This is a genomic window from Comamonas odontotermitis (assembly GCF_040396735.1).
Lineage (GTDB): Bacteria > Pseudomonadota > Gammaproteobacteria > Burkholderiales > Burkholderiaceae_C > Comamonas > Comamonas odontotermitis_C.
In genome coordinates this window covers 115,293-139,013 of record NZ_JBEBNZ010000004.1, presented here as the reverse complement: position 1 = coordinate 139,013, position 23,721 = coordinate 115,293, and the positions used below count along the sequence as shown (strand labels likewise).

Genomic DNA, 23,721 nt, shown 5'->3' with positions numbered 1-23,721 from the left:
TGCGGCTCTTTACACTTCTGGCGTGTGCTGATGGGCTGCGCTGCCGGATCAGCGTTGCGCTGGCACGCCGTTTTGCCACTGCGGCCAGTTTTTCACCACGGTATCGACAAAGGTGCCGCCCACCACCGCCACATTGGCCACGGTCTCGGCAAAGCCGCCAGCGGTCTCACCCGGCTTGGGGTCCAGGTGTGCCTGCGTGGTTTCCTTGGGGTTGCCCTGGTCAAAATTGACCGAGCCGCGCAGGCTCAGGATGCGGTCGGTGCCATGCGTGCGCTTCAGCACCAGCGCAATCGCCGCAGCCTCCATCTCGGTGGCCACGTAGTCGTCTGCGCCGTACAGCTTGGCGATGTACTGGGCTTCTTTCGACAGGCCCGGCCCATGGAAGAAGGTATCACCCGTGATGTGCGTGCCGACGTGCACGCTCGGCGCCTTGCGCGCGGCAGCGTCCGGGTAGCGCGTGCGGTAGCGCTGGGCCGATTCACTGTCCTGCAGCGGCACGGCGCGTGTCATTGCGTATGCCGCCTGCACCAGGGCCGGGTTCAGCGCAAACCGGCGGTAGTCCTCGTAGCCCTTGCGCGGCACGAAGACGGGGGCACCGGGCTGGCCTTCCTCGGGTGCCCAGCGGTGGCCCAGGTCGTAATCGACGAGCCAGCTGCCCCAGGTCACATCGCCAATCGTGCCGCGCGAAGGAGGCGTGCCCGCCACGCCACTGATGACGTAGTAGGCCTTGTCAAAATTGAACTGCGGGTTGAGCACGATCGCCTGCATCGATGCCGACGAGTTGACCTTGCCCATGCCCAGCACACTGCCGCACACGCCATCGGTATTGCAGTACACCGGGTTCAGCGCACCAGGAACAGTGATGGGCTTGGCATTGCGGAAGTAGCGCTCGTACCAGTGCTGGAACTCGCCTGCCCGGTCGCCCGTGTTCTGGCCGATCTCGAACATGGCGGCTACGAACACCTTGACCTGCACAGGCTGGGCCTGCGGGGAAGCGCTGGTGGCGCTGGCGGCACTAGCGGCCTGGGAGGGACGGTCTGTGCTGGCGCAACCAGCCAGCAAGGCCGCAGTCACCACCGGGGCCAGAAAAGAGGAGCGAAAGCGCATGGATATCTCCGACGGGCAAATGCGCAGATTGTAGGTGTGCAGCAGCCGTTCAGGCAGGCTCTGGCACCATCGACTGCCTGAGCGCCTCCACCAGCCATTCCACTTCCTGCACGGCGGCGCGGTGCAGCGGCAGCAAGGCCTGCAGCTCGAACGGAATCGAAAACGTCAGCGGCCGCACCACCATGCCAGCCCCGGCGCAGGCCCGCGCCGTGAGCGGATTGACGACGGCCACGCCCAGCCCCTGCTGCACCATGGCGCAGACCGCAATGGCGCTGTGCGCCTCCAGCAGCATCTGGCGCGCCACGCCGGCCTCGGCAAATACGCGGTCGATCTGCATGCGGTAGGGATCGTCTTCGGCCAGGCTGACAAAGGGCTGGTCCGCAAAATCCTGCGGCTGCAGCCACGTCTTGCGAGCCAGCGGGTGCCCTGCCGGCAGCACGGCCACTTCATCGACCGCAGGCAAAGCCACCATGCGTACACCGGGCGGCACCTCGCCCTGCTCGGTCAGGCCCAGGTCGTAGCGCTGCGCGGCCATCCACTCCTGCAGGAGCGGCGCCTCCTGGGTGGCCACGCTGACGGCAACTGGCCCATGCGCAGCCTGCATGCGGGCCAATGCCAGGGGCAACAGGGCGTGGCTGAGCGCAGGCATGCTGAGCACGCTGATGCGCGCACCTTGCGGCCTGCCCAGTGCAGCGGCGCGCTCGATCACCCGGTCCAGCCCCTGCCATGAGCGCTGCACCTCGTCCCACAGCGCCAACGCGCGCGCCGTGGGCCGCAGGCGCCCATGCACACGCTCGAACAGCGCATAGCCCAGCAATTGCTCCAGCCGCGCCAGCTCACGGCTCACCGTAGGCTGCGATGTGAAGAGCAGGCCTGCAGCACCCGTCACCCCCCCGGCCAGCATGATGGCGCGGAACACCTCGATATGGCGATGCTGGATGCGGGGCACCTCGGGCGTGGAATTGGCGGTGTCGATGGAGGGCTCGGCAGTGGAGTCGGCCTGGAAATGGCGAGGCATGGCAATGGTGGCGGGATTGAATCCATATCCATTATGGATGACTCATTGAAAAACAAGTATTCGACTGGATGGATATGTACAGGCACACTGCAGCTTTCTGGTGCCATGGCAGAGTCCGTTGGTGCTTCAGTTTTTCAAGAATTCTGGCTTCCAGCGTTTATCCTGCAGGCGCTGCAAGCTCTCATTTTCAGAGCAAATAACATCATGAGCACTCCTTTCGCCCCCGATCTGCTGTGGCAACTGGCCGATGAATTCGGCACGCCGCTGTGGGTGTATGACGCTGCCACCATCCGCCACCGCATTGCCCAGCTCCAGGCGTTTGACACGGTGCGCTTTGCGCAAAAAGCCTGCTCCAACATCCACATCCTGCAGTTGATGCGCCAGCAAGGCGTGAAAGTGGATGCCGTTTCGCGCGGCGAGGTGCTGCGCGCCATCGCGGCAGGCTTTCAGCCCGGGTTTGGCGAGCCTGCCGAAATCGTCTTCACAGCCGACGTGATGGACGAAGCCACGCTGGCCACCGTGGTGCAGCACCAGGTGCCCGTCAATGCAGGCTCCATCGACATGCTGCACCAGTTGGGCCAGGCTTCGCCAGGCCACGTGGTGTGGCTGCGCATCAACCCCGGCTTTGGCCATGGGCACAGCAACAAGACCAACACCGGTGGCGAACACAGCAAGCACGGCATCTGGCACACCGACCTGACCATGGCGCTGGCCGTGATTGCCGAGCGCGGCCTTCGGCTTGCGGGCCTGCACATGCACATCGGCTCGGGCGTGGACTACGGCCACCTGCAGGAAGTGTGCGGCGCCATGGTGCAGCTGGTGGAACGCACCCAGGCCGCAGGCCACGACCTGCAAGCCATCTCGGCGGGGGGCGGCCTCTCCATTCCCTACCGCGAAGGCGATGCCACCATCGACACCGATCACTACTTTGGCCTGTGGGATGCCGCGCGCAAGCAGGCCGAGGCCATTGTCGGCCACCACCTGGGGCTGGAGCTGGAGCCCGGCCGCTTTCTGGTGGCCGAGTCGGGGGTGCTGCTGGGCACGGTGCGCGCCACCAAAAATGCGGGCAGCAACCACTTCGTGCTGGTCGACACCGGCTTCAACGAGCTGATGCGCCCCAGCATGTATGGCAGCTACCATGGCATGCACATCCAGCGCCGTGGCGTGGGCGTGCTGCCCAACACAGGAAGTGGCGCGCGCGACGCCGTGGTGGCTGGCCCGCTGTGCGAATCGGGCGACGTATTCACCCAGGGTGACGGCGGCGTGGTGCTGCCGCGCTCGCTGGGCGATGCACAAGTGGGCGACCTGCTCGTCATCCACGACACCGGCGCGTACGGCGCCTCCATGTCCAGCAACTACAACACCCGCCCGCTGGCGGCCGAGGTGCTGGTCGATGGCGGCAACGCCCGCCTGATCCGCCGCCGCCAGACGGTGGATGAATTGCTGGCCCTGGAGCTGGGCTTATAAGGCAACCTTCCGGGGGCATGCATGAGCACCATGACCGCTCATGATGCCAACGCGCCGGCAAACGGCCAGAGGGCCCCCAAAAACTGCGCTTACCCGGTTGTGCAGACATGCATTCATGGGTCCGTATTCCGCCGGACAGGCGCACCAAAATGAAGCATTTGTTTACATTCAACAAGTGCACCGCTAGAATTTCCAATTGACAGCACACATGTGCATGTGCCCGAGGAAGCCCTGTCTGGCGCCTCCAGCCCACAAGTGGCAATTGATTGCAATTTATTGATTCTCCATTATCGATTATCGAATTTAATCGATGGATTCAATAACCGGAGATCGCTTAGTGCGATCAAGTCGATTGGTCATGCGTACTACGTACGGCGGGAACTAGCATGAGTCACTTCTCTATTTTTGGCATTCGCTGCAACCGAATTGCGGTCTATGGCGCGCTGGCTTCGGCGTTGGGCATTGCCTCCGGATCGTCGATTGCGGCCCCTTGCGTCAGCGGCGTTCCGTACACCACGGTGGGCGCCAACGATTGCCAGGTACCTGCGGGCGTCAGCTCCATCTCGGTCTCTGCCACGGGCGGTGGCGGTGGAGGCGGCGTAGGCAAGGCGGGCGCAGCAGGCGCAATCGTTGTCGGAACCATTTCGGTCACCCCAGGAAGTAACCTGCCGCTGTTTGTTGGAGGCGGCGGCAAGGGATTCAACGCAGGAGCTGGCGGCGGTGGCTCAAGCAATGTGAACGCAGGAGCCATCGGCAACCAGGTCATCGCTGGCGGCGGCGGCGGCGGGAGTTCTCAATTTGGCGCAAACCCCACTCCGGGCCTCAGTGGTCCCGGGCCTGGTGCCGCAGGAAATGGCGGACCTGGAGGAAATGGCAACTTTTTGGGTGGCGACGGGGTTGGTGGCGCTGGTGGGATTGGCAACGGGACGGGAACAGGAGGTGTGAATCCCGTCAACAGTCAGGCTGGTGGTGGTGGTGGCGGATTCGGTGGAGGCATCTCATCGGGTGGCGGCGGAGGAAGAGGAGGAGGCAGCGTCTCTGCGGGGGCGAATATCTCCTTTGCAGTCGCATCCAATGGAGGAGCGATTCAGACCAACGGCGGTGATGGTTCCATCACCTTGACGTTCACGCCCGCTCCTGCACCGCAAGCCAGTGTGGCCTGCACGCCTTCGGAGTTGACCGATGCCGCCAACCAGATCAGTACCTGCACCGTGACGCTCAGCCTGGCCCCTGCGCAGGCCATGGATGTCAACCTGAATCTGCCGACTGCAAGCCCGCGCTACAGCACAACCTGTGCCTCGCCCATCACCGTGGCGGCCAATGCAACTTCTGCTTCCTGCACCATCACTGCGACGGCCAACACGACGCCCGGCGATGGAAATGTCACTGCACAGCTGTCCATTGCGGCGCCTACGCTTGCCGATGCCTACACCGTGTCAGGCTCGCCCGCACAGGTCGTTGTCAAGGATGATGACTCGCAAGCAGTGGCCGGGGCTGCACCGGTGCCGTCGCTGGGCATATTGGGGCTGATCGCCCTGTCGTCCTTGCTCGCGATATTCGGCATTGCGCGCAGCCGCAGGCGTTCGACGTGAACCAGCGCCGCCCCATTGAACGGGAACACCCTGTTTTGATACCTGACGAACGCCAGTAAAGCGCCGGCAGCTATCAAAAACAAAGCAAAACAGCACCGCAAAGGTGCTGTTTTGTTTAGGTGAAGCTGCAGCGCCAATGAAGCGCAGCAGGCAATCCAGCCGGCAAAACCTTACTTCGACAGCTCCTTGACCAGTTGGTAGAGGAACTCGCGCCCGTCGTACAGGCGCGGAATCGCCACGCGCTCGTCCAGGCCGTGGGCGCGTGCGTCGCTCGGCTCGGTGAAGATGCCCGAGACGCCATACATCGGAATGCCGGCATTGCGCATGAAGCGGCTGTCGGTGGCGCCCGTGCTCATCACCGGCACCACGGGCACGCCCGGCCACATTTTCTCGGTCAAGCCCTCCACGGCCTTCATCACATCGGGCCGCATGGGCGAAGCAGGGCTGCGCAGCGGCTGGTTGATGACCTTGAGCTTGACGCGATCGTTCTCGGCCAGCTTGCGCAGCTGCGCCTCGACTTCCGCCGGATCGTCGTGCGGCAGGATGCGGCAGTTGATGGTGGCGCGCGCGGCCTGCGGCAAGGCGTTGGCCGCATGACCGCCGTTCACCTCGGTGGCCACGCAGGTGGTGCGCATGGTGGCGTTGTACAACGGCGATGCCGACAGGCGCTGCACAGCCTCTAGCGAGGGGTTGCCGCCCGCGACGGCCTTCATGTCGTCGGCCTGCTGGCCTTGGGCAAAGCCAGCACTGCGCGCAAAATAGGTCTTGGTCACGTCCGAGAGCTTGACCGGGAAATGGTAGTTGCCCAGCGCGGTCAGCGAGGCGCTCAAGGCATACACGGGGTTGGTGGCGGTGGGTACCGAGCTGTGCCCGCCCTTGTCGGTGGATTCAAGCTGGTAGGTGGCGTACATCTTTTCGGCCACCTGGATGCGGTTGAGCACCGGCTTGCCGTTTTCCAACTGGCCTCCAGCGCCTTCGTTGATACCGTATTCGGCATCGATCAATGGGCGTTGGTTGTTGACGAGCCAGAACGCGCCGTTGCTGGGCACATCGCCCTGTTCTTCATCGGCAGTCAGGGTCAGCACGATGTCGCGGCTCGGGGTAAAGCCTTCGCGCTTGAGCTGGCCCAGGATCGAGACGAAGGCGGCAGCCATGGCCTTGTCGTCGGAGGAGCCACGCGCGGTGAAGTAGCCATCGTCCTCCTTGAGCTTGAATGGGTCGCTCTTCCAGTCTTCGCGCTTGGCCTCCACCACATCGATGTGCGCCATCAGGAGGAGCGGCTTGCCCTGGCCGCTGCCCTTGTATTTGACGACCAGATTGCCCTTCTTGGGGAAGGGCTCGAAGATCTGCATGTCCGCTGCGGCAATGCCGTCTTCCGCCAGGCGCTTTTGCATGGCCTGCGCCGCTTCGGTGTTGTTGCCCACCGAGTTGGTGGTGTTGATCTCGACCAGCTCCTTGTAGATGGTGTAGAAGCGCTTTTGCTCGGGCGTCTTGGCGCCGACCTGGGCCTGGGCGCCCGTGGCAAGCAAGGCGCAGGCAGCAACAGCGAGCGCGCGTTTGGAAAAGGCCATGTTTTTATCTCCTTGGTGTGGTTCTGGGTCATGGGGCGCCGTCAATTTGCATACCGAAGCGGCAAATCGACGGCTCCTCCACTGCATTCTGCGGACAGCAGCCGCCATTGCGTAGCGCAGCCCGTCACCTATTTGACTGGCACCCTGCCTGCCACGGCGCTCTTGCACAGGCAATGCGCTACGCTGTGCGGCATTGAATAAACCTGGAGATTGGCATGGCTTCGCAAGCAACAACACCAACGGTCGGCCTGATCGGCGTGGGCCTGATGGGCCACGGCATTGCCCGCAATGTGGCGGCCAAAGGCTTTCCGCTGGTGGTGCTGGAGCACCCCGGCAACCAGCCGTTGACCGAACTGTTGCAGTTGGGCGCTACCACCTGCCAGACGCCTGCAGAATTGGCGGGCCAGTGCGATGTGATCATTCTGTGCGTGACCGGATCGCCGCAGGTGGAAGCCGTGCTCACCGGAGACAATGGCGTGCTGTCGGCCATCCGGCCCGGCACGGTGGTGGTGGATTGCTCCACCGCCGTTCCTGCATCCACAGTGCGCATGGCGCAGGCCGTGCATGCTGCTGGCGGCCAGTTCATCGACGCGCCGATGACCAAGACCTCCAAGGCCGCGCATGACGGCACCCTGAACCTGCTGGTCGGCGGCGATGCGGCCGTGCTGGCCAAGGTGCAGCCGGTGCTGGCGAGCTTCACCGAAAAGGTCACCCACGTGGGCAACCTGGGCGACGGCCACCGCATGAAGCTGCTGCATAACTTTGTCTCGGTCGGCCAGATGACCTTGCTGGCAGAGGCCACCGCCTGTGCGCGCAAGGAAGGCATGGACATGCAGGCCTTCTGCGATGTGCTGGCAGGCGGCGGCGGCGCGGGTGTAGCGCTCGAGCGCCTCAAGTCCTTCATCCTCGCAGACGACCCCTCGGGCATTGCCTTCTCCATCTCCAACGCCGCCAAGGACCTGAGCTACTACGCCACGATGGCACACGACGCCCGGGCCGCCAGCAAGGTGGCCGACGCCGCTTCGGCCACCCTCAACGGCCAGGTGGAAGCCCAGCATGGCGACGCCATGCTGCCCGAGCTGATCGGCTTTCTGGCCCGGCAATGATAATGATGGATTAACGAAAAACTGGCCGCCAGCGCAGGCTACAAGCGCGCAGTAACTCCTGTTTGCATAGCAAAACGCCCACCATTTGGATGGTGGGCGTTTTTATTGAAGCCGGGCATGGGCCCGGCGGTGCAGCTTACTCGCCGAAGGAGCCATTGCCCTGGGGCAGCTTGCCAGCGATCAAGGCCTGGTGGGCCTGGGCCTGCACTTCGGCGCGGCTCAGGGCCGAGGTCTGGCGCTCACCGCTGTAGGTATTGATGCGGTCGCCCACCAGAGGCATGGAGCCGTCGCGCTGCGCGGCAACCAGTTCGGCCTGCACCTGGGCACGGCTGAGCGTGCTGGCCACGGCTTTGGGTGCAATGGCTTGGTCGCCTTCAAATGGGTTGGCCTGTGCCACACCAGCGCCCATTACCAGGGCAGCAGCCATTGCGGCCATCGAAAAGTTACGTGCGTTCTTCATCTTGATTCCTTTGAGAGGTTCCGGCGGGCCCCTGCGGCAGGCCGGTTCGCTCAACGGGGCGGTGACATCACCGTGTATGTTTCTCGTTGATCGATGTATTCAGTGTATGCACGAGACCATTTTCGATAAATATGCCAAATCAGAATTTATTGTTCCATTTTTCATTCCAATAATGCGCGTGCTGCCTACGCACTGACACAGGCCATGGCAAAACTACCTCCCGCCTTGGACGTTTGCATAAAAAAGCCGCTGGCGCCCATTTCGCAAGCACTAGCTGCTCTTCTTTTGATAGTGGAAAAGCTATTCAGCGCGTGGCTCACGCCCCATCAGCGCCTGCACCACATCGCGCACCGGCATGCTGCCGTCCAGCAACGCCACGGTGGTTTCGGTGATGGGCATTTCCACGCCCAGCTTCTGCGCGCGCTGCAGCACGGTGCGCGCGCTGTACACGCCTTCGGCCACATGGCCGAGCGACTGCACTGCATCGTGCAGGCTTTTGCCCTGTGCGAGCAGCAAGCCAATCTTGCGGTTGCGCGACAGATCACCTGTCGCCGTCAGCACCAGATCGCCCAGGCCCGACAGGCCCATGAAGGTGTCTTGTTGTGCGCCCAGAGCCACGCCCAGGCGGGTCATTTCAGCCAGGCCGCGCGTCACCAGCGCCGCGCGCGCATTGAGGCCCAGGTTCAGCCCGTCGCACAGGCCGGTGGCAATGGCCAGCACGTTCTTCACGGCACCGCCCACTTCCACACCTGTGATGTCGTCATTGGCGTAGACCCGCAGGTTGTTGCCATGAAAGGCCGCCACCAGGGCATCGCGCACATCCGCATGCCTGCTGGCAGCCACCAGGGCGGTTGGCTGATGGCGCGCCACCTCCTGCGCAAAACTGGGGCCGCTCAATACGCCGGCGTGCAGCTGCGCCGCCACCTGGGCGCAGACCTCGTTGCCCAGCAGACCGTGGCTGCCTGCAGGCGCGCCCTCCGGCACGGCTTCAAAGCCCTTGCTGAGCCATGCCACCGGCACCTGGCGGCCCTGCAGACTGTCGTGCAGCATGGCGAGGCCACTTCGCAACGCGGCCATGGGGGTTCCCAGCACGATCAGATCGGCGCCAGCCACCAGCGGCTGCACATCGCCGCTGGCTACCTGCAGCCCTGCCGGAAAAGGGATGCCGGGCAGATAGCGGGTATTCTCTCCGGCCGCCTGCATCTGGGCAGCCTGCGCAGCATCGCGTGCCCACAGGTGCACCGTGTGGCGAGCGGCCGCATTCATGGCCAGGGCCGTACCCCAGGCGCCAGCGCCGATAACTAGAATTTTCATAGCGAACTACTGATACCGATCAAGGGTGATTCACAATTTTTACCACAAGCGGATACGGCAAAGGCCTTGCACCCGGGGGTGGCAAGGCCTTTCTATGGCGCAGGCTGCTGTGCAGACCTGGTCCGTCGGGGTCAATTACTGAACGGTTGCGTCGCCAGCGCCAGCGGCCTGGGCCTGCTGCTGCTCGTACATGGCCTGGAAGTTGATTTCTGCCAGGTGCACGGGCGGGAAGCCAGCGCGGGTCACGATGTCTGCCACATTGCCACGCAGGTAGGGGTAGACGATCTGTGGGCAGGCCACGCCGATCACGGCGCCCATCTGCTCTTCGGGGATGCCACGGATTTCAAAGATACCGGCTTGCTTGGCTTCCACCAGGAACACGGTCTTGTCTTCGATCTTGGTCTGCACGGTGGCGGTCACGGCCACTTCGAAAATGCCTTCGGCCACAGGAGTGGCTTCCACGCCCAGCTGGATGTCCACGCTTGGCTGGGTTTGTTCCAGCAGGATGCCTGGAGAATTGGGTTGCTCCAGCGATGCGTCCTTCAGGTACACGCGTTGAATCTGGAACACTGGATTTTCTTGATCCGCCATGGTGGTCTGTCTTTCGCTTGAAAAAGTGAATCGGGTGAACGTGCAATGCTGTACGAGCACCGCACGGTGTGCGCCCCTCTCGCATGCAGCCTGCCATTATGCAATGGCTGGCTGCCGTGAGAAAAATGCCCAGGCTTGTGTTTCCGGGCGGTTGAAGGTAGGCCCGCTCAGGCGCCCAGCAACGGCATCAGCCCGCCACGCTGGTCCAGCGCGATCAGGTCGTCGCATCCGCCCACATGGGTATCGCCAATGAAGATCTGCGGCACCGTGCGGCGGCCCGTGGCCTGCATCATCACCTCGCGCTGCGCGGGATCGGTGTCGATGCGAATTTCTTCAATGTTCTCCACCCCCTTGGACTTGAGCACCTGCTTGGCACGAATGCAATAGGGGCAGACGGCGGTGGTATACATCTTGACGGCTTGCATGGGAAGGTCCTTGCGCTTGGCGCGCCGCAGCAGATGCGGCACGCAGATAAAAACAAAGGTGCTGGGCCAGGCCGGCCAGCACCCTCAATACGTGGCAGATGGGGTCTGCAGCCCGAAAAACAAGCCCGAAACCGCAGAGAAGATCCCTGGCCTTCCCCGGACTGTGCCCGGGTCTCAGGCCTTTTCCACGGGCAGGTCCGCAGCGCGCCAGGCCTTCATGCCTCCGGCCAGGGCCTGCACGTTGGTGTAACCCAACTTGGTTGCAGCGGCCACGGCACCTTGGGCACGTTTGCCCTGTGCGCACACCAGGATCAATGGCAGTGCCTTGTTCTTGACGGTGGTGGGCAGGCGCTCATCCAGTTGCGCAAACGGGATGTTCTTGGAGCCGGTCACATGGCCGGCCGCGTACTCGTCCGGCTCGGAGACATCCACCACCACGGCTTTTTCACGGTTGATCAGTTGCACTGCATTGCTGGGCGCCAGCGTTCCGCCGCCCACGCTTTTCATGGCAGGCATCGCCAGCAAGGCCCCCGAACCCAGCGCCAGCACGATCAGATACCAGTTGTCGAGAATAAAGTTCACACCAAACCCTTGTCTTCTTGAATTGAGAACAGCCGACCATTTTAAAAGCGCTGCCATGCCAGTGGGAGGCAATAGCCTTTTGTCCGGCGTGCCGCACTGGCAGACTGCGCACTGCGGGCATTCGCTTGCGCCCTACAATCGGCCCCAATGTTTGTGCGCCCCGCTTGCTGCCTGTGCCGATAAGACAATCAAAAGCATAGCAGCTGGTTCTTTCATGGCGGTCGCAACCCTAGTTTTTATCATTGCATGAGGACACCATGTACAAGCTCGTACTGATCCGCCACGGCGAATCGACCTGGAACCTGGAAAACCGCTTTACCGGCTGGACCGATGTGGACCTGACCGACACCGGCGTTGCCCAGGCCAAGCAAGCTGGCCAGCTGCTGAAGGCCGACGGCTATGACTTCGACGTCTGCTACACCAGCGTGCTCAAGCGCGCCATCCGCACCCTGTGGCACACCCTGGACGAAATGGACCGCACCTGGCTGCCCGTGCAGAAATGCTGGCAGCTCAACGAGCGCCACTATGGCGCCCTGCAAGGCCTGAACAAGGCCGAAACCGCCAAGAAGTTTGGCGACGAGCAGGTACTGGTCTGGCGCCGCAGTTACGACACACCGCCACCCGCACTGGAATCCGGTGACCCGCGCAGCGAAAAGAGCGACCGCCGCTATGCCGGCGCCGAAAGCCATGTGCCGCTGACCGAATGCCTCAAGGACACGGTCGAGCGCGTGGTGCCGTTCTGGAACGAGACCATTGCTCCCACCATCAAGAGCGGCCAGCGGGTGGTGATCGCTGCGCACGGCAACTCGATCCGTGCGCTGATCAAGTACCTCGATGGCGTCTCCGACAACGACATCGTGGGCCTGAACATTCCCAATGGCATTCCCCTGGTGTATGAGCTGGACGAGAAGCTCCAACCCATCCGCCACTATTACCTGGGCGATGCCGAAGCCGCTGCCAAGGCCGCTGCTGCCGTGGCATCGCAGGGCAAGGCATAAACAGCGCCCGCGCCACGGCCCGCGACATTCGCTCTTTCCCCATCTGCAGGCTGTCTTCTTTCAGGAAGACAGCCTTTTTCATTTTTGATAGCATATGGCATCCGTCCTGTAATGGATAGACCCATATTTCACTGAATTCCTGCCGCAAGCCGATCAGGTCGCCGCGTGTCATGTGGAAAGTAAAGACTTGTCACACCACTGCGAAAGCCCGCAGGGCTAAGCCCCGCCTAAGCGCTTCGGTGTATATTGGCGCGCTATAGAAAGTTTTGAGCATATGGGCCAAAAATTGAAGATTGCCGGCTGGGTTTCACTGGGCGTGGTCGCCGGCGCGCTCACAACCGTCTCGTTGCAGACCGTGGCGCGGGGGGTGATGTCTCCGATGCCTCTGGAGGAAATCCAGCAGCTGTCTGCCGTGTTTGGCCTCATCAAGACCGATTACGTCGAGCCGGCGGATGACAAGAAGCTGATCACCGATGCCATCTCCGGCATGGTCTCGGGCCTCGATCCGCATTCCCAGTACTTCGACAAGAAGTCCTTCAAGGAATTCCAGGAAGGCACGAGCGGCAAATTCGTCGGTGTGGGCATCGAGATCACCCAGGAAGACGGGTTGATCCGCATTGTCTCGCCGATCGAAGGCTCGCCTGCCGACAAGGCCGGCATCAAGACCAACGACCTGATCACCAAGATTGACGACACCGCCGTCAAGGGCCTGTCTTTGAATGAAGCCGTCAAGAAAATGCGCGGCGAACCAAACACCAAGGTGACCTTGACCATCCTGCGCAAGGATGAGAGCCGCAGCTTCCCCGTCACCATCACCCGGGCCGAAATCAAGACCCAGTCCGTGAAGGCCAAGATGGTCGAGCCCGGTTATGGCTGGGTGCGCGTGTCACAGTTCCAGGAACGCACAGTGGACGACTTCGTGCGCAAGGTGGACGAGTTGTTCAAGCAGGACCCGAACATGAAGGGTCTGGTTCTGGATCTGCGCAACGACCCTGGCGGCCTGCTCGATGCAGCAGTGGCCATCTCGGCAGCCTTCCTGCCGCCCGATGTCACGGTGGTCTCGACCAACGGCCAACTGGCCGAAAGCAAGGCCACCTTCCGCGCGTCGCCCGAGTTCTATGCCCGCCGTGGCAGTGATCCGATCAAGTCGCTGCCTCCCGCCATCAAGAAGATTCCGCTGGTGGTGCTGGTCAACGAAGGCTCTGCCTCTGCGTCCGAGATCGTCTCCGGCGCGTTGCAGGACCACAAGCGTGCCGTCATCATGGGTGCGCAGACCTTTGGCAAGGGTTCGGTGCAGACCGTGCGTCCACTCGGCCCCGATACCGGCATCAAGCTGACCACGGCGCGCTACTACACGCCAAGCGGCAAGTCCATCCAGGCCAAGGGCATCGTGCCCGACATCATGGTGGACGAAACCGCGGAAGGCGACCTGTTTGCGGCACTGCGCACACGCGAAGCCGATCTGGACAAGCATCTGGCCAGCGGCCAGGGCCCCGAGACAAAGGACGCGGCCCGTGAAAAGGCGCGTGAGGAAGCCTTGAAGCGCCTGGACGAGGAAAACAAGAAGCCCGCATCCGAGCGTCGCCCACCGGAGTTTGGCTCAGACAAGGACTTCCAGCTGCAGCAGGCCCTGCACAAGCTGAAGGGCGAACCCGTGCAGGTGAGCAAGACCAAGACCGAGCGTCCCGAAGAAAAGAAGGACGGCGACAAGAGCGAATCGGACAAGCCCGACACCAAGAAGGAAGACGGCAAGCCCAAGGAGTAAATCCGGGGGAGCAAAACCTGAAAGCACATCGAGGCCGGAAGCAGATACCCTGCTCCGGCCTTTGTTTTTGCCGACAATAGCCACTTATGAACGACGACCAACTGCTGCGCTATTCCCGCCACATCATGCTGGACGACATCGGCATCGAAGGGCAGGAGAGATTTCTGGCTGCCCATGCCGTGATCGTGGGTGCGGGCGGTCTGGGCAGTCCCGCAGCGCTCTATCTGGCATCCGCCGGCGTGGGCACCATCACCCTGATCGATGACGACTGCGTGGACCTGACCAACCTGCAGCGCCAGATCGCCCACACCACCGCACGCATCGGCCAGTCCAAGGTCTCGTCATGCGCTACGGCCCTGGCGCAAATCAATCCTGGCATCACCGTGCATACGGTGGCCGAGCGCGTGGATGCGCACACGCTGGGACACCATATCCGCAACGCCACAGTCGTGCTGGACTGCACGGACAACTACCTTACGCGCCAGGCCATCAACCAGGCCTGCGTGGCGCATGGCAAGCCACTGGTCAGCGGCGCGGCCATCCGTTTTGACGGCCAGATCAGCGTATTTGACCGCCGCCATGCCCACGCGGCCTGCTATGCGTGCATCTTCTCGCCCGATGAACAGTTCGAGGAAATCAGCTGCTCCACCATGGGCGTGTTCTCGCCTCTGGTGGGCATCATCGGCACCATGCAGGCTGCCGAAGCGCTCAAGCTGATTGCAGGCATAGGCACCACACTCGATGGCCGGCTGATGATGCTGGACGCTCGGCACATGGAATGGAACACCATGCATGTCCGCGCCAACCCGCAATGCCCCGTATGCAAGGCACACCATACGGATGCAGGGTAGACACGCGCAAAGACCGCGCGGCAAGCTGCCAGACCGTGTCAAAGTCAACGCCAGACCCGGCTTTTGTCGAAGTTGTCCTACTTGAACCTGCCCTGCGCACCGATGGCATGTTCCGCTGGCCTTGGTATCATTGTTACAGCACGTCACAAACCTGTGTTCGAGAACAATGCCACGCCGATTGAGAACCTATTTAGTAGAAGACAACAAGACGATCCGCGAAAACCTGATCGCCACTCTGGAAGATCTGGCGGATGTGGAAACGGTAGGCCATGCCAGTACCGAGTCCGCTGCCGCATCCTGGCTGCAGGACAACACCGCCGACTGGGACCTGGCCATCGTCGACATCTTCCTGCAGGAAGGCAGTGGCCTGGGCGTGCTGGAAAAGCTGCGCAAGCGCGAGCCTGCAAAACACCTGGTGGTTCTGAGCAACTACGCGACACCCAATATGCGCGAGCGCTGCACGCAGTTGGGTGCCAATCGTGTGTTCGACAAATCACAGGACATCGATGCGCTGATCGATTACTGCATGGAGCGCTCGTCCAACATTCGCTGACAGCAGCCTGTCTTCATCAAAAAATGCGGCAATTGCCGCATTTTTTGATTCAAGACTTTCACGCTCAGTCGATCAGGCCATTCTTGAGCGCGTAATAGGTCAGGTCGCTGTTGGACGACAGACCCATCTTCTCCATCAGGCGGGTGCGATAGGTGCTCACCGTCTTGACACTCAGCGAGAGCTGATCGGCGATATTGCCTGCCGTCTCGCCCCGCGCCAATTTCAGGAACACCTGGAACTCGCGCTCCGACAACTGCTCATGCGGCGGCACATCGTCCTTGCGGTGCAGTTGCTGCGCCAGCAGATCCGCCACCGTCGGGGTCAGGTAGCGCTTGCCCAGAGAGATGGTGCGCAGAGCCTCGACGATCTCGGCGGGATCGCATTCCTTGTTCAGATAGCCGCTTGCGCCCTGCCGGATCAGATTGATCGCATAGTGCTCTTCCGGATAACCGCTCAGGATCAGGATACCCATGTCTGGCGCCTTGGCACGCAGCATGGCCAGGGCATCGATGCCGCTTTGCCCGGGCATCGACAGGTCCATGATCAGCACATCGATTTCTTCATTGCGGACCAGGTCAATGGCTTCACGGCCATTGGCCGCCTCACCCACCACACGCAGATCCACATGCTCAGCCAGAAACTGCTTCAGGCCTGAACGGACAATGGCGTGGTCGTCCACGATTCCAACTTTGATCATAAGCCTCCTTGTATTGCGCACGGCAACAGGTATTACGAATCGCTGCCATGCGTACACAGCAGAGCAATTGCTCTATTATGAATAGCATATACCCAAACTCGAAAGAAAAGGATGCTCATGCGTTGGTCGCACTTGCGCAAATGGGCCATCAGCCTGCCTGCTGCCTTTCTGGCCGCACTGGTTTTGATCGGCATTAACGAAGTCGGCTACTACCGCTCCAACGACTCGCTGCAGAACCTCAGCATCACCTTCCAGACCCGCACCACGCTGGACAAGCTGATGCAGCAGATGGCCGATGCCGAAACCAGCGTGCGCGGCTATCTGTTGACCGGCGAAGAACGCTACCTCGACACATACCAACAGGCGTCCACCAACGTGGACAACGCCGTCGACGAATTGCGCGCCATTTACAGCCTGTTTCCAGAAGACCTGCAGATATCGTCGCTGCTGGGCCGGGAAGTGGCCAAGCGCATCAACGAAATGGATCTGAGCGTGCAGTTGCGCAAGGGAGGCTTTGACAGTGCCTGGCGCCACCTCATCAACAGCCCCGATGGCAAGGCATCGATGGACAGGGTGCGCAGTCTGGGATCTGAACTGGTGACCCACAGCAATGAACGACGTGCGCACAATGAAGCAGAGATCGTCCGGTCTCTGGCGTTGTCGCGCATCGGCATTGCCGTGGTCAGTGTCATCGGCCTGATTGCGTTCTATCTGTATCTGCGCCAATCCAATCGCCTGACCGACCTGATGCTGCGCGAGCAGAAGCTGTTGCAGGACGAGCGCGACCAACTGGAAAAACAGGTACGCCAGCGCACTGCCTCGCTGACCGAACTGGCCACGCACCTGCAGCAGGTGCGCGAAGACGAACGCGCCCACCTGGCGCGCGAACTGCACGACGAACTCGGCGCCCTGCTCACCGCTGCAAAGCTTGATGTCGCGCGGCTCAAGTCCAAGGTCGACATGTCGATGCCGGATGTGCAGGAACGCATACAGCATCTGATCGAGACGCTCAACAGCGGCATCGCCCTCAAGCGCCGCATCATCGAAAACCTGCGCCCTTCCTCGCTCTCGAACCTGGGCCTGACCCCGTCCCTGGAGATCCTGGGCAAGGAATTCTCGGACAGCAGCAATATCGCCGTGGATCTGGATCTGGAGGCCGTCCATGTTCCGGAGGCCACGCAGCTGACCATCTACCGTCTCGTGCAGGAATCGCTCACCAATATCGGTAAATACGCCAAGGCGACGCAGGTGCAGGTCCATCTGCAGAACCACCCCTCCCACATTGCCATACAGGTGCAGGACAACGGCGTCGGTTTTGACCCCCTGTCCGTCAATCCGACATCGCACGGTCTGGCGGGCATGCGGCACCGGGTTGAAGCGCTGGGCGGCAGGCTCAACATTCGCTCGACCCCGCAGCGAGGGACCTTGGTGGAAGCCGTGCTGCCGCAGTCGGCCGGCCACCGTGAAAAAACCAGCCAGATCAGCGCGCCATAGGCTTTGATGCAAATGCCCCGCCTCTCCTTGCAAGGCCCGTTCCTGCTCGATTCCCAAGCCCGTGCATGGGCGGCGCATGCGGCTTGCTGGAAAAACTGCAAGATTCCTCCTACACCCTAACCCCGCCCTGACCGGCACGGGCCATCACGACACCTTTGCACAATCAATCCATCGCTCTTTTGTAGAAGTAGCGCAGAGAAAAAAGGAGAAGACAATGCTGCATTACGCTGTTGTATTTCTGGTGATCGCACTGATTGCCGCCGTGTTTGGCTTTGGTGGCATCGCCGCTGGGGCCGTGGGTATCGCGAAGATCCTGTTCTTTGTCTTCATCGTATTGGCGGTGATTTCGTTCCTGGCAGGCTTGTTAAAGAAGTAAGCAGCGGCAGCGCTTGAAGCCCGGCTCACCTCCGGATACATTTGAGTTGCTGCCGCAGGTCAACCTACACTGCACCATCACCATTGAATACAGAGAAAGGGGCTCACATGAGTACTGAGAAAATTGCACAGGAAGCCGTAGACAAAGCACACGACGTTGCCAATGACGTGTTGGACGGTGCAGAAAGCGCAGTGCATTCCACCCGCAAGGCGGTTCATTCGGCAGCGCACAAGGCAGAGCGCGCCATTGATGAGTTTGGCAATGAAAAGCGCCACTCGATCGACAACATTGCGTCCCGCGCCCAGCATTTCGCCGAACGTGGCATTCGCCATGCTGCCGACACCTCCCACCGTGCCCGCGAACAGTTCTACCGTGCGCAAGAGCGCGCCAATGAGTATGTCTCGGATCAGCCCGGCAAGTCGATGGCCATCGCCATGGCAGCAGGTGCCGCACTGGCAACCCTGGTCATCATGGCAACCCGCCGCCGCGACTGAGCCCTGCTTCAAGCTACCTAGTTACAGAGTTATCTATCGGCACTGAATTACAAAGGGTGCACATGCCGATTGATTGTCAAAGCACCTTATCTAACCGAGGAAATCGTATGAATCTGTCCCGTGCTATCGCTATCGCCGCTCTGGCTGGTGCAACCGTGGTCATGGCTACTGGCTGCTCCGTAGCCCGCAAGCAGGAAACCGTGGGTGAGTACATCGACGGATCGGCCGTAACCACCGCCGTGAAGGCCAAGCTGGCCAATGATGCAGGCACCTCGGCCTCCAGCATCAACGTCAAGACCATCGACGGCGGCATCGTGCAACTGTCCGGCTTTGCCAAGTCGCAAGCTGAAAAGGATCGCGCAGGCGAACTGGCCCGCTCCGTCAAGGGCGTGACCGAAGTGCGCAACAGCCTGATCGTCAAGCAATAAGCGATCTTCGCCTTCAAGAAACAGGCCTCCGGGCCTGTTTTTTTATGGCCGCCAGGGTGCAGCTCCGTGTCACGCAGCACTTCGCACTCCCTTGGTGTCATGGGCCATCTCGGTTAAGCTTGATCCATGCGCATGTTTCATTGCGACCAATGCGGTCACCTTGTTTTTTTTGAAAGCGAGCAATGCGTGCATTGCGGCGCAGTACTGGCCTATCTGCCCGACAGCAATACAGTCGCAGCCTTGCAGCTGGATTCAGCAGCAGATGCCACGACCGGCTCCTACCAGCGCTATCGCAACCTGGCCACCCCAGCCACGGCCCAGACTGGAGTGCCCGAGAAGACCCAGCACTACCGCATGTGCGCCAACCGTCTGCAGTACCAGGCCTGCAACTTCGCGATTCCGGCCGAAGATCCGCACGCCCTGTGCAGCGCCTGCCGGCAGACCCTGGTACTGCCCGATCTGTCAGTGGATGGCAATACCTTGCGCTGGCGCAAGCTGGAAGCCGCCAAGCGCCAGTTGTACTACACGCTGGCACGGCTGGGCCTGCATCCGCAGGAGCCTGGCTGGTCGCCGCATTACCAGTTTCTGGCCGATGTGCCTGGAGTGCCCGTCATCACCGGCCATGCCAGTGGCTTGATCACGATCAATATTGCTGAAGCGGACGATGACGAACGCGTGCGCCGCAGGGTGGCGTTGCACGAACCCTACCGCACCTTGCTCGGCCATCTGCGGCATGAGTCCGGGCACTTCTTCTGGGACAAGCTGGTGCGCGATGGCGGTGAGCTGGAGAGCTTTCGCCAGTTGTTTGGCGATGAACGGCAGGACTACCATCAGGCGTTGCAAGCCTATTACGCCAACCCGCCCAGCTATGCGCAGTGGAGCCCGCATTTCGTCAGCGCGTACGCCAGTGCCCACCCTTGGGAAGACTGGGCAGAGTCCTGGGCGCACTACCTGCATCTGGTTGATCTGCTGGAGACCGCAGCGAGCTACCACACCCGGCTGTGCGTGCCTGAAACCGCACGTGCTCCGGCGATTCAGGTAGAGGACCCTTTTTCGCAGCCTGCGCCTTCGTTTGAAACCATGGTTGCTCAGTGGGTGCCGGTAACCCTGCTGCTCAATAGCCTCAGCCGCAGCCTGGGCCAGGTCGATGCGTACCCCTTCGCACTCTCAGGCGGAGCGCTGCACAAGCTGCGCTATGTCCATGAATTGGTGCGCCGCCCGTACCCGCTCCACGCCCCTGGCGCAGGCGTGCTGTCACCCATCTCCCCTCCGCTGCAGGCGCCATGAACCAGCCCAGTCTCGTTCTGGTTCCGGGCCTGGGCTGCGATGAGCGGCTGTGGCTGCCGGTAGCGGCACATCTGCCGCGTGGCATGCAAGTCACCATCAGCCTGCCCCATATGGACCCGGCGGAGCGCAGCATCGAAGCCATGGCCACCCGCCTGCTGGCAGGCAACCCGGGGCATCTGGTGCTGTGTGGTGCGTCGATGGGCGGCATCATCGCCATGGAGGCATTGCGGCAGGCGCCAGACCGCATTGCAGGCCTGGTGCTGTGCGGCACCAATGCACGGCCCGAAAGCGCCGAGATGCGTGCGCTGCGCGAAAGCGCCATCGAGATGTTCGAGGCTGGAGATTTTGAAGACCTGATTCGCGCCAACGTGGCCATGGCATTCCATGCCGACGGCGCAGCCGATCCAGCCCTGGTGCGCACCTATCTGGACATGGTGCTTGGCGCTGGCGGCGCGCAGTTGGCCCGCCAGAACCGCGCCATCACCGAACGCCCCGATGCACGCCTGCATCTGCCCCAATGCACCTGCCCCGTGCTGGTGCTGTGCGGTGACAGCGACCAGTTGACGCCCCCCGAATGTGCACAGGAAATTGCCGATCTGGTGCCGCACGCCCAGCTGCAGTGGGTGGGCCGCTGCGGCCACATGCTGACCATGGAGCATCCGCAGGCCGTGGGCGCCAGCATCGCGCACTGGCTCACACGGCAGTACGGGGTGGGAGAAACTCAGTAAATATACTGGCGCCGCGTCGCTTCCAGAAAGCGCCAAGAACAATGGAATCACCCGCAAAAAAGGATCAGCGCGGCTCCTGCTCCTCTGCCTTGCGCTGCGCCACCTTGCGCAGCAGTTGCTCGGCCACATAGGGCGAGACGAATTTATCCACTTCACCACTGAGCATCGCAATCTCGCGCACAAAGGTGCTGCTGATGAACTGGTAGCGGGTGCTTGGCGTCAGAAACACCGCCTCCACATCGGGCATCAGCGAGCGGTTCATGCCCGCCAGCTGGAACTCGTAGTCGAAGTCCGTCACGGCGCGCAGGCCGCGCACGATGGCATTGCCGCCGTTGGCCACCACAAAATCGCGCAGCAGGCCCGAGTAGCTGGCCACCTGCACGCTGGGGTAGTGCTTGACCGCCTCGCGTGCCATCTCCAGCCGCTCCTTGAGGGAGAACATGGTCTTCTTGTGGTGACCTTCGGCCACCGCCACGATCACGTTGCCAAACAACTGGTAGGCGCGGCGCACCACATCTTCGTGGCCCAGGGTCATGGGGTCAAAAGTGCCGGGGTAGATGGCCAGGGTCATGCTTGTCTCCTGCTGTCACTGCAAAGCGGCACCGGGCCACCCGGTGCATTGCAGCGCAGCATAAACGATTTTGGCGTTCGCTCAAGGTCTGCGCGGCGAAGCTGTCACGCAGGCGAATGCTCATTACGCGGACTGCGGCATGCGCTTTCGCAGCAAGTGAGCGTGCACTGCACCCGCCTTCATACTGCGCTGCAGCATGAACCCCAGCGGTGCCAGGCGCTCGTCGCTCCAGGCTTCGGGGGCCTCCAGGTAGACAAAACCTTCCTCGGCCAGTGCCTGGTGCGCGGCTTTGAGCGCGGGCTCGAACAAGGCGCCGGAGAACGGCGGATCGAGAAAGATCACATCCCAGCGGCCGCTGCCCGATTGCAAAGCTGCCAGCGCATCTCCACGCGATACCTCAACGGTGGTAGCGCCCAGCTTCTGCACTAGTTGCTTGAGCTGTGCCGCCAGTTGCAGATCGGATTCGACCATGCGCACCTGTACCGCGCCGCGCGATGCGGCCTCCAGCCCCAGCGAGCCGGTACCGGCAAAGGCGTCCAGGCAGCGCCAGCCCGCCAGATCCTGCCCCAGCCAGTTGAAGAGCGTCTCGCGCACACGATCGGGCGTAGGCCGCAAATCGGGCTTGGTCAGCACGGCCAGCTTGGTGCGGCGCCACTGGCCACCGATGATGCGGATCTCGCCCGCCGCTGACGCGGCCACGCGCGCCGAGCGGCTTGCGCCCGAGGCTTTGCTGCCTGGTGCTGCAGCGGCGGGGGCAGGTTGGCTGGCCAACGCCTGCAGCGCACGCAGGCTGCGCTCGTCCTTGATGGTGCTGCGTCCCATTACTGCTTGGCTCCTGGCTGCACGCCTGCGGCAGCTGCTTCTGCCTTGGCTTCGGTCTTGGTACCGGCTTTGGCCCCGAGCACCACGGTCACTTCCTTGTCCGGTTGCACCATGCGTGCCATGGCCTTGCGCACATCATCCTTGCTCAGGGCTTCGACACGGTCGGTCCAGTGGTCCAGGTAATCGAGTGGCAGCCCGTTCCAGGCGATGTTGGTGACATTGCTCAGCAGCTTGGCATTGCTGTCCACGCGCAGCGCAAAGCCGCCGATGAGGTTGTCCTTGGCGTCGCGCAGTTCCTTGTCGGTAGGCCCCTCGGCAATGTAGGTGGCCAGCACCTCGCGCGTCACCTTCAGCGCCTCGGCGGCCTGGTCAGGCCGGGTTTGCAGGCCGATCTGGAAGGCGCCCGCATCCAGCCCGGGGTTGAAGGTGGAATACACACCGTAGACCAGGCCACGCTTTTCGCGCACCTCTTCCATCAGGCGCGATGCAAAACCGCCACCGCCCAGAATCTGGTTGCCCAGCATCACGGCCAGGAAATCGGGGTCCGCACGGCGGATGCCGGGCTGGCCGATCAGCACCTGCGCCTGGGCTGAATCGAACGCGATCTGGATTTCCTCCGCCTTGGCCAGGGGCTGCACAGCGGGAACCGCTGGCGGCGGCGTGCACTGCGCCCGGGGCGTTGCAGGCATCTTGGCCAGCAGGCGCTTGACGAGCGCATCGGCCTGCGCCTTGTCGAGCGCACCCACCATGGTCACCTTGGCGCGGCAGGCGTCCACCGAGCGGGCCAGGTACTGGCGCATGGCAGCGGGGTCGATCTGGGCCAGGGTTGCTTCCGTTGCGCGCTGGCCGTAAGGGTGCGAGCCAAACACGGCCTTGCCGAAGGCGCGTGCCGCCACCACAGGCGGGCGCGTGTTACCCTCCTTGATTGATGCGTTCCAGCGCTCGCGTTCGCGCTGCCAGACGCTGTCGTCATAGCTGGGCTGGGCCATCTGGCGTGCTGCCAGGTCGGCCGCCTTGCCCAGCAGGCTGGTATCGGTCAGCGAACGGAGCGAAAAGCTCAGCGCATCGTTGCTGGCCGCGGCTTCGAACGTGGCTCCCAGATCCGCCCAGGCTTCGCCGACGGCGTTTTCGTCCAGCGCAGGCTGGGCGCCATTCGCCTTCACGCCCTTGGCGGCCATCATCGCGGCCGCGCTGGCCAGACCTGCCTGGGCGGCTGGGTCGCGGCGGCTGCCGGCGTCAAAATTGATCTGCACATCCACCATGGGGATCGTGGGGCTGTTCACCAGCCAGACCTGGGCGCCACTGTCCTGCGTCCAGTGCTCGATGGGCAGCAGTGCCCAGGCGGAGTGCGAAGCCAGCAGCGCAACGGCGCCGCCGATCAGAGATTTGCAAAAAGCTTTGTGCATGGGTTTCTCACCTGCCAA

Annotated in this window: 25 protein-coding genes; 13 read left to right on the top strand and 12 right to left on the bottom strand. The window is 62.3% G+C overall.

The genetic code is table 11. The features are described from left to right. Nucleotides 1-48: 48 nt before the first annotated feature. Together ACH2DG_RS06275 and ACH2DG_RS06270 are read right to left on the bottom strand one after the other, a co-directional pair. A complete protein-coding gene (locus ACH2DG_RS06275) occupies nucleotides 49-1,107 on the bottom strand; it encodes a purine-nucleoside phosphorylase (RefSeq protein ID WP_395024867.1) in 1,059 nt (352 codons plus the stop codon). A gap of 49 nt (nucleotides 1,108-1,156) precedes the next feature. Continuing rightward, the gene (locus ACH2DG_RS06270) at nucleotides 1,157-2,125 is read right to left on the bottom strand and encodes a LysR family transcriptional regulator (RefSeq protein ID WP_395024865.1); all 969 of its coding nucleotides are present in this window, start codon (nucleotides 2,123-2,125) and stop codon (nucleotides 1,157-1,159) included. 204 nt (nucleotides 2,126-2,329) lie between these two features. On the opposite strand from ACH2DG_RS06270, the gene lysA reads away from it, so the two are divergent. Together lysA and ACH2DG_RS06260 are read left to right on the top strand one after the other, a co-directional pair. Continuing rightward, a complete protein-coding gene (lysA, locus tag ACH2DG_RS06265; RefSeq protein ID WP_395024864.1) occupies nucleotides 2,330-3,592 on the top strand; it encodes a diaminopimelate decarboxylase in 1,263 nt (420 codons plus the stop codon). A gap of 386 nt (nucleotides 3,593-3,978) precedes the next feature. Continuing rightward, the gene (locus ACH2DG_RS06260; protein WP_395024863.1) at nucleotides 3,979-5,184 is read left to right on the top strand and encodes an IPTL-CTERM sorting domain-containing protein; all 1,206 of its coding nucleotides are present in this window, start codon (nucleotides 3,979-3,981) and stop codon (nucleotides 5,182-5,184) included. Nucleotides 5,185-5,354: 170 nt separating this feature from the next. Here ACH2DG_RS06260 and ACH2DG_RS06255 read toward each other — a convergent pair whose 3' ends face one another. Next, nucleotides 5,355-6,755 carry a M20/M25/M40 family metallo-hydrolase gene (locus tag ACH2DG_RS06255; RefSeq protein WP_395024862.1) on the bottom strand — a complete coding sequence of 467 codons (1,401 nt, stop codon included), beginning with the start codon at nucleotides 6,753-6,755 and terminating at the stop codon, nucleotides 5,355-5,357. 215 nt (nucleotides 6,756-6,970) lie between these two features. Between ACH2DG_RS06255 and ACH2DG_RS06250 the strand changes: the two genes are divergently transcribed. Continuing rightward, complete coding sequence (locus ACH2DG_RS06250) at nucleotides 6,971-7,861, top strand: NAD(P)-dependent oxidoreductase (protein ID WP_395024861.1); 891 nt, start codon at nucleotides 6,971-6,973, stop codon at nucleotides 7,859-7,861. 136 nt (nucleotides 7,862-7,997) lie between these two features. On the opposite strand, the gene ACH2DG_RS06245 is transcribed toward ACH2DG_RS06250, so the two are convergent. The 5 genes from ACH2DG_RS06245 to ACH2DG_RS06225 form a co-directional block, all read right to left on the bottom strand. Further along, nucleotides 7,998-8,321: a DUF4148 domain-containing protein gene (locus ACH2DG_RS06245; RefSeq protein WP_377779713.1), complete on the bottom strand. Its 324-nt coding sequence runs from the start codon at nucleotides 8,319-8,321 to the stop codon at nucleotides 7,998-8,000. A 300-nt stretch (nucleotides 8,322-8,621) separates the two neighbouring features. Next, nucleotides 8,622-9,635 carry an NAD(P)H-dependent glycerol-3-phosphate dehydrogenase gene (locus tag ACH2DG_RS06240; protein ID WP_395024860.1) on the bottom strand — a complete coding sequence of 338 codons (1,014 nt, stop codon included), beginning with the start codon at nucleotides 9,633-9,635 and terminating at the stop codon, nucleotides 8,622-8,624. A 135-nt stretch (nucleotides 9,636-9,770) separates the two neighbouring features. Beyond that, entirely contained in the window at nucleotides 9,771-10,226 is a 456-nt protein-coding gene (secB, locus tag ACH2DG_RS06235) for a protein-export chaperone SecB (RefSeq protein WP_184706618.1), read from the bottom strand. 167 nt (nucleotides 10,227-10,393) lie between these two features. Continuing rightward, complete coding sequence (grxC, locus tag ACH2DG_RS06230) at nucleotides 10,394-10,651, bottom strand: glutaredoxin 3 (RefSeq protein ID WP_184706616.1); 258 nt, start codon at nucleotides 10,649-10,651, stop codon at nucleotides 10,394-10,396. Nucleotides 10,652-10,825: 174 nt separating this feature from the next. After that, nucleotides 10,826-11,233: a rhodanese-like domain-containing protein gene (locus tag ACH2DG_RS06225; protein WP_395024859.1), complete on the bottom strand. Its 408-nt coding sequence runs from the start codon at nucleotides 11,231-11,233 to the stop codon at nucleotides 10,826-10,828. Nucleotides 11,234-11,490: 257 nt separating this feature from the next. Between ACH2DG_RS06225 and gpmA the strand changes: the two genes are divergently transcribed. The 4 genes from gpmA (at nucleotide 11,491) to ACH2DG_RS06205 (ending at nucleotide 15,400) form a co-directional block, all read left to right on the top strand. After that, complete coding sequence (gpmA, locus tag ACH2DG_RS06220; protein ID WP_395024858.1) at nucleotides 11,491-12,231, top strand: 2,3-diphosphoglycerate-dependent phosphoglycerate mutase; 741 nt, start codon at nucleotides 11,491-11,493, stop codon at nucleotides 12,229-12,231. 274 nt (nucleotides 12,232-12,505) lie between these two features. Further along, nucleotides 12,506-13,996 carry a S41 family peptidase gene (locus tag ACH2DG_RS06215; protein ID WP_395024857.1) on the top strand — a complete coding sequence of 497 codons (1,491 nt, stop codon included), beginning with the start codon at nucleotides 12,506-12,508 and terminating at the stop codon, nucleotides 13,994-13,996. An 86-nt stretch (nucleotides 13,997-14,082) separates the two neighbouring features. Then, complete coding sequence (locus ACH2DG_RS06210; protein ID WP_395024856.1) at nucleotides 14,083-14,847, top strand: HesA/MoeB/ThiF family protein; 765 nt, start codon at nucleotides 14,083-14,085, stop codon at nucleotides 14,845-14,847. A 166-nt stretch (nucleotides 14,848-15,013) separates the two neighbouring features. Next, on the top strand, nucleotides 15,014-15,400 hold the full coding sequence (locus ACH2DG_RS06205; protein WP_395024855.1) for a response regulator transcription factor: 387 nt from the start codon (nucleotides 15,014-15,016) through the stop codon (nucleotides 15,398-15,400). Nucleotides 15,401-15,464: 64 nt separating this feature from the next. On the opposite strand, the gene ACH2DG_RS06200 is transcribed toward ACH2DG_RS06205, so the two are convergent. After that, nucleotides 15,465-16,097: a response regulator transcription factor gene (locus ACH2DG_RS06200; protein WP_224151462.1), complete on the bottom strand. Its 633-nt coding sequence runs from the start codon at nucleotides 16,095-16,097 to the stop codon at nucleotides 15,465-15,467. Nucleotides 16,098-16,214: 117 nt separating this feature from the next. Here ACH2DG_RS06200 and ACH2DG_RS06195 point away from each other — a divergent pair, with 117 nt between their 5' ends. From ACH2DG_RS06195 to ACH2DG_RS06170, 6 genes are all read left to right on the top strand, one after another. After that, the gene (locus ACH2DG_RS06195) at nucleotides 16,215-17,591 is read left to right on the top strand and encodes a CHASE3 domain-containing protein (protein WP_395024854.1); all 1,377 of its coding nucleotides are present in this window, start codon (nucleotides 16,215-16,217) and stop codon (nucleotides 17,589-17,591) included. Nucleotides 17,592-17,805: 214 nt separating this feature from the next. Then, complete coding sequence (locus tag ACH2DG_RS06190; protein ID WP_224151460.1) at nucleotides 17,806-17,967, top strand: DUF1328 domain-containing protein; 162 nt, start codon at nucleotides 17,806-17,808, stop codon at nucleotides 17,965-17,967. A 107-nt stretch (nucleotides 17,968-18,074) separates the two neighbouring features. Beyond that, nucleotides 18,075-18,461 carry a hypothetical protein gene (locus tag ACH2DG_RS06185; protein WP_224151459.1) on the top strand — a complete coding sequence of 129 codons (387 nt, stop codon included), beginning with the start codon at nucleotides 18,075-18,077 and terminating at the stop codon, nucleotides 18,459-18,461. Nucleotides 18,462-18,568: 107 nt separating this feature from the next. Next, nucleotides 18,569-18,889 carry a BON domain-containing protein gene (locus tag ACH2DG_RS06180; protein WP_224151458.1) on the top strand — a complete coding sequence of 107 codons (321 nt, stop codon included), beginning with the start codon at nucleotides 18,569-18,571 and terminating at the stop codon, nucleotides 18,887-18,889. 126 nt (nucleotides 18,890-19,015) lie between these two features. Beyond that, the gene (locus ACH2DG_RS06175) at nucleotides 19,016-20,176 is read left to right on the top strand and encodes a putative zinc-binding metallopeptidase (protein ID WP_395024853.1); all 1,161 of its coding nucleotides are present in this window, start codon (nucleotides 19,016-19,018) and stop codon (nucleotides 20,174-20,176) included. Beyond that, nucleotides 20,173-20,904, top strand: coding sequence for an alpha/beta fold hydrolase (locus ACH2DG_RS06170; protein ID WP_395024852.1), 732 nt, complete (start codon nucleotides 20,173-20,175; stop codon nucleotides 20,902-20,904). Before ACH2DG_RS06175 ends, ACH2DG_RS06170 begins: the two co-directional genes overlap by 4 nt. 64 nt (nucleotides 20,905-20,968) lie before the next feature. On the opposite strand, the gene coaD is transcribed toward ACH2DG_RS06170, so the two are convergent. From coaD to ACH2DG_RS06155, 3 genes are all read right to left on the bottom strand, one after another. Further along, complete coding sequence (gene coaD, locus ACH2DG_RS06165; RefSeq protein ID WP_224151455.1) at nucleotides 20,969-21,475, bottom strand: pantetheine-phosphate adenylyltransferase; 507 nt, start codon at nucleotides 21,473-21,475, stop codon at nucleotides 20,969-20,971. A gap of 123 nt (nucleotides 21,476-21,598) precedes the next feature. Beyond that, on the bottom strand, nucleotides 21,599-22,297 hold the full coding sequence (gene rsmD / locus ACH2DG_RS06160) for a 16S rRNA (guanine(966)-N(2))-methyltransferase RsmD (protein ID WP_395024851.1): 699 nt from the start codon (nucleotides 22,295-22,297) through the stop codon (nucleotides 21,599-21,601). Continuing rightward, on the bottom strand, nucleotides 22,297-23,703 hold the full coding sequence (locus tag ACH2DG_RS06155; protein ID WP_395024849.1) for a M16 family metallopeptidase: 1,407 nt from the start codon (nucleotides 23,701-23,703) through the stop codon (nucleotides 22,297-22,299). Before ACH2DG_RS06155 ends, rsmD begins: the two co-directional genes overlap by 1 nt. Nucleotides 23,704-23,721: the final 18 nt, after the last annotated feature.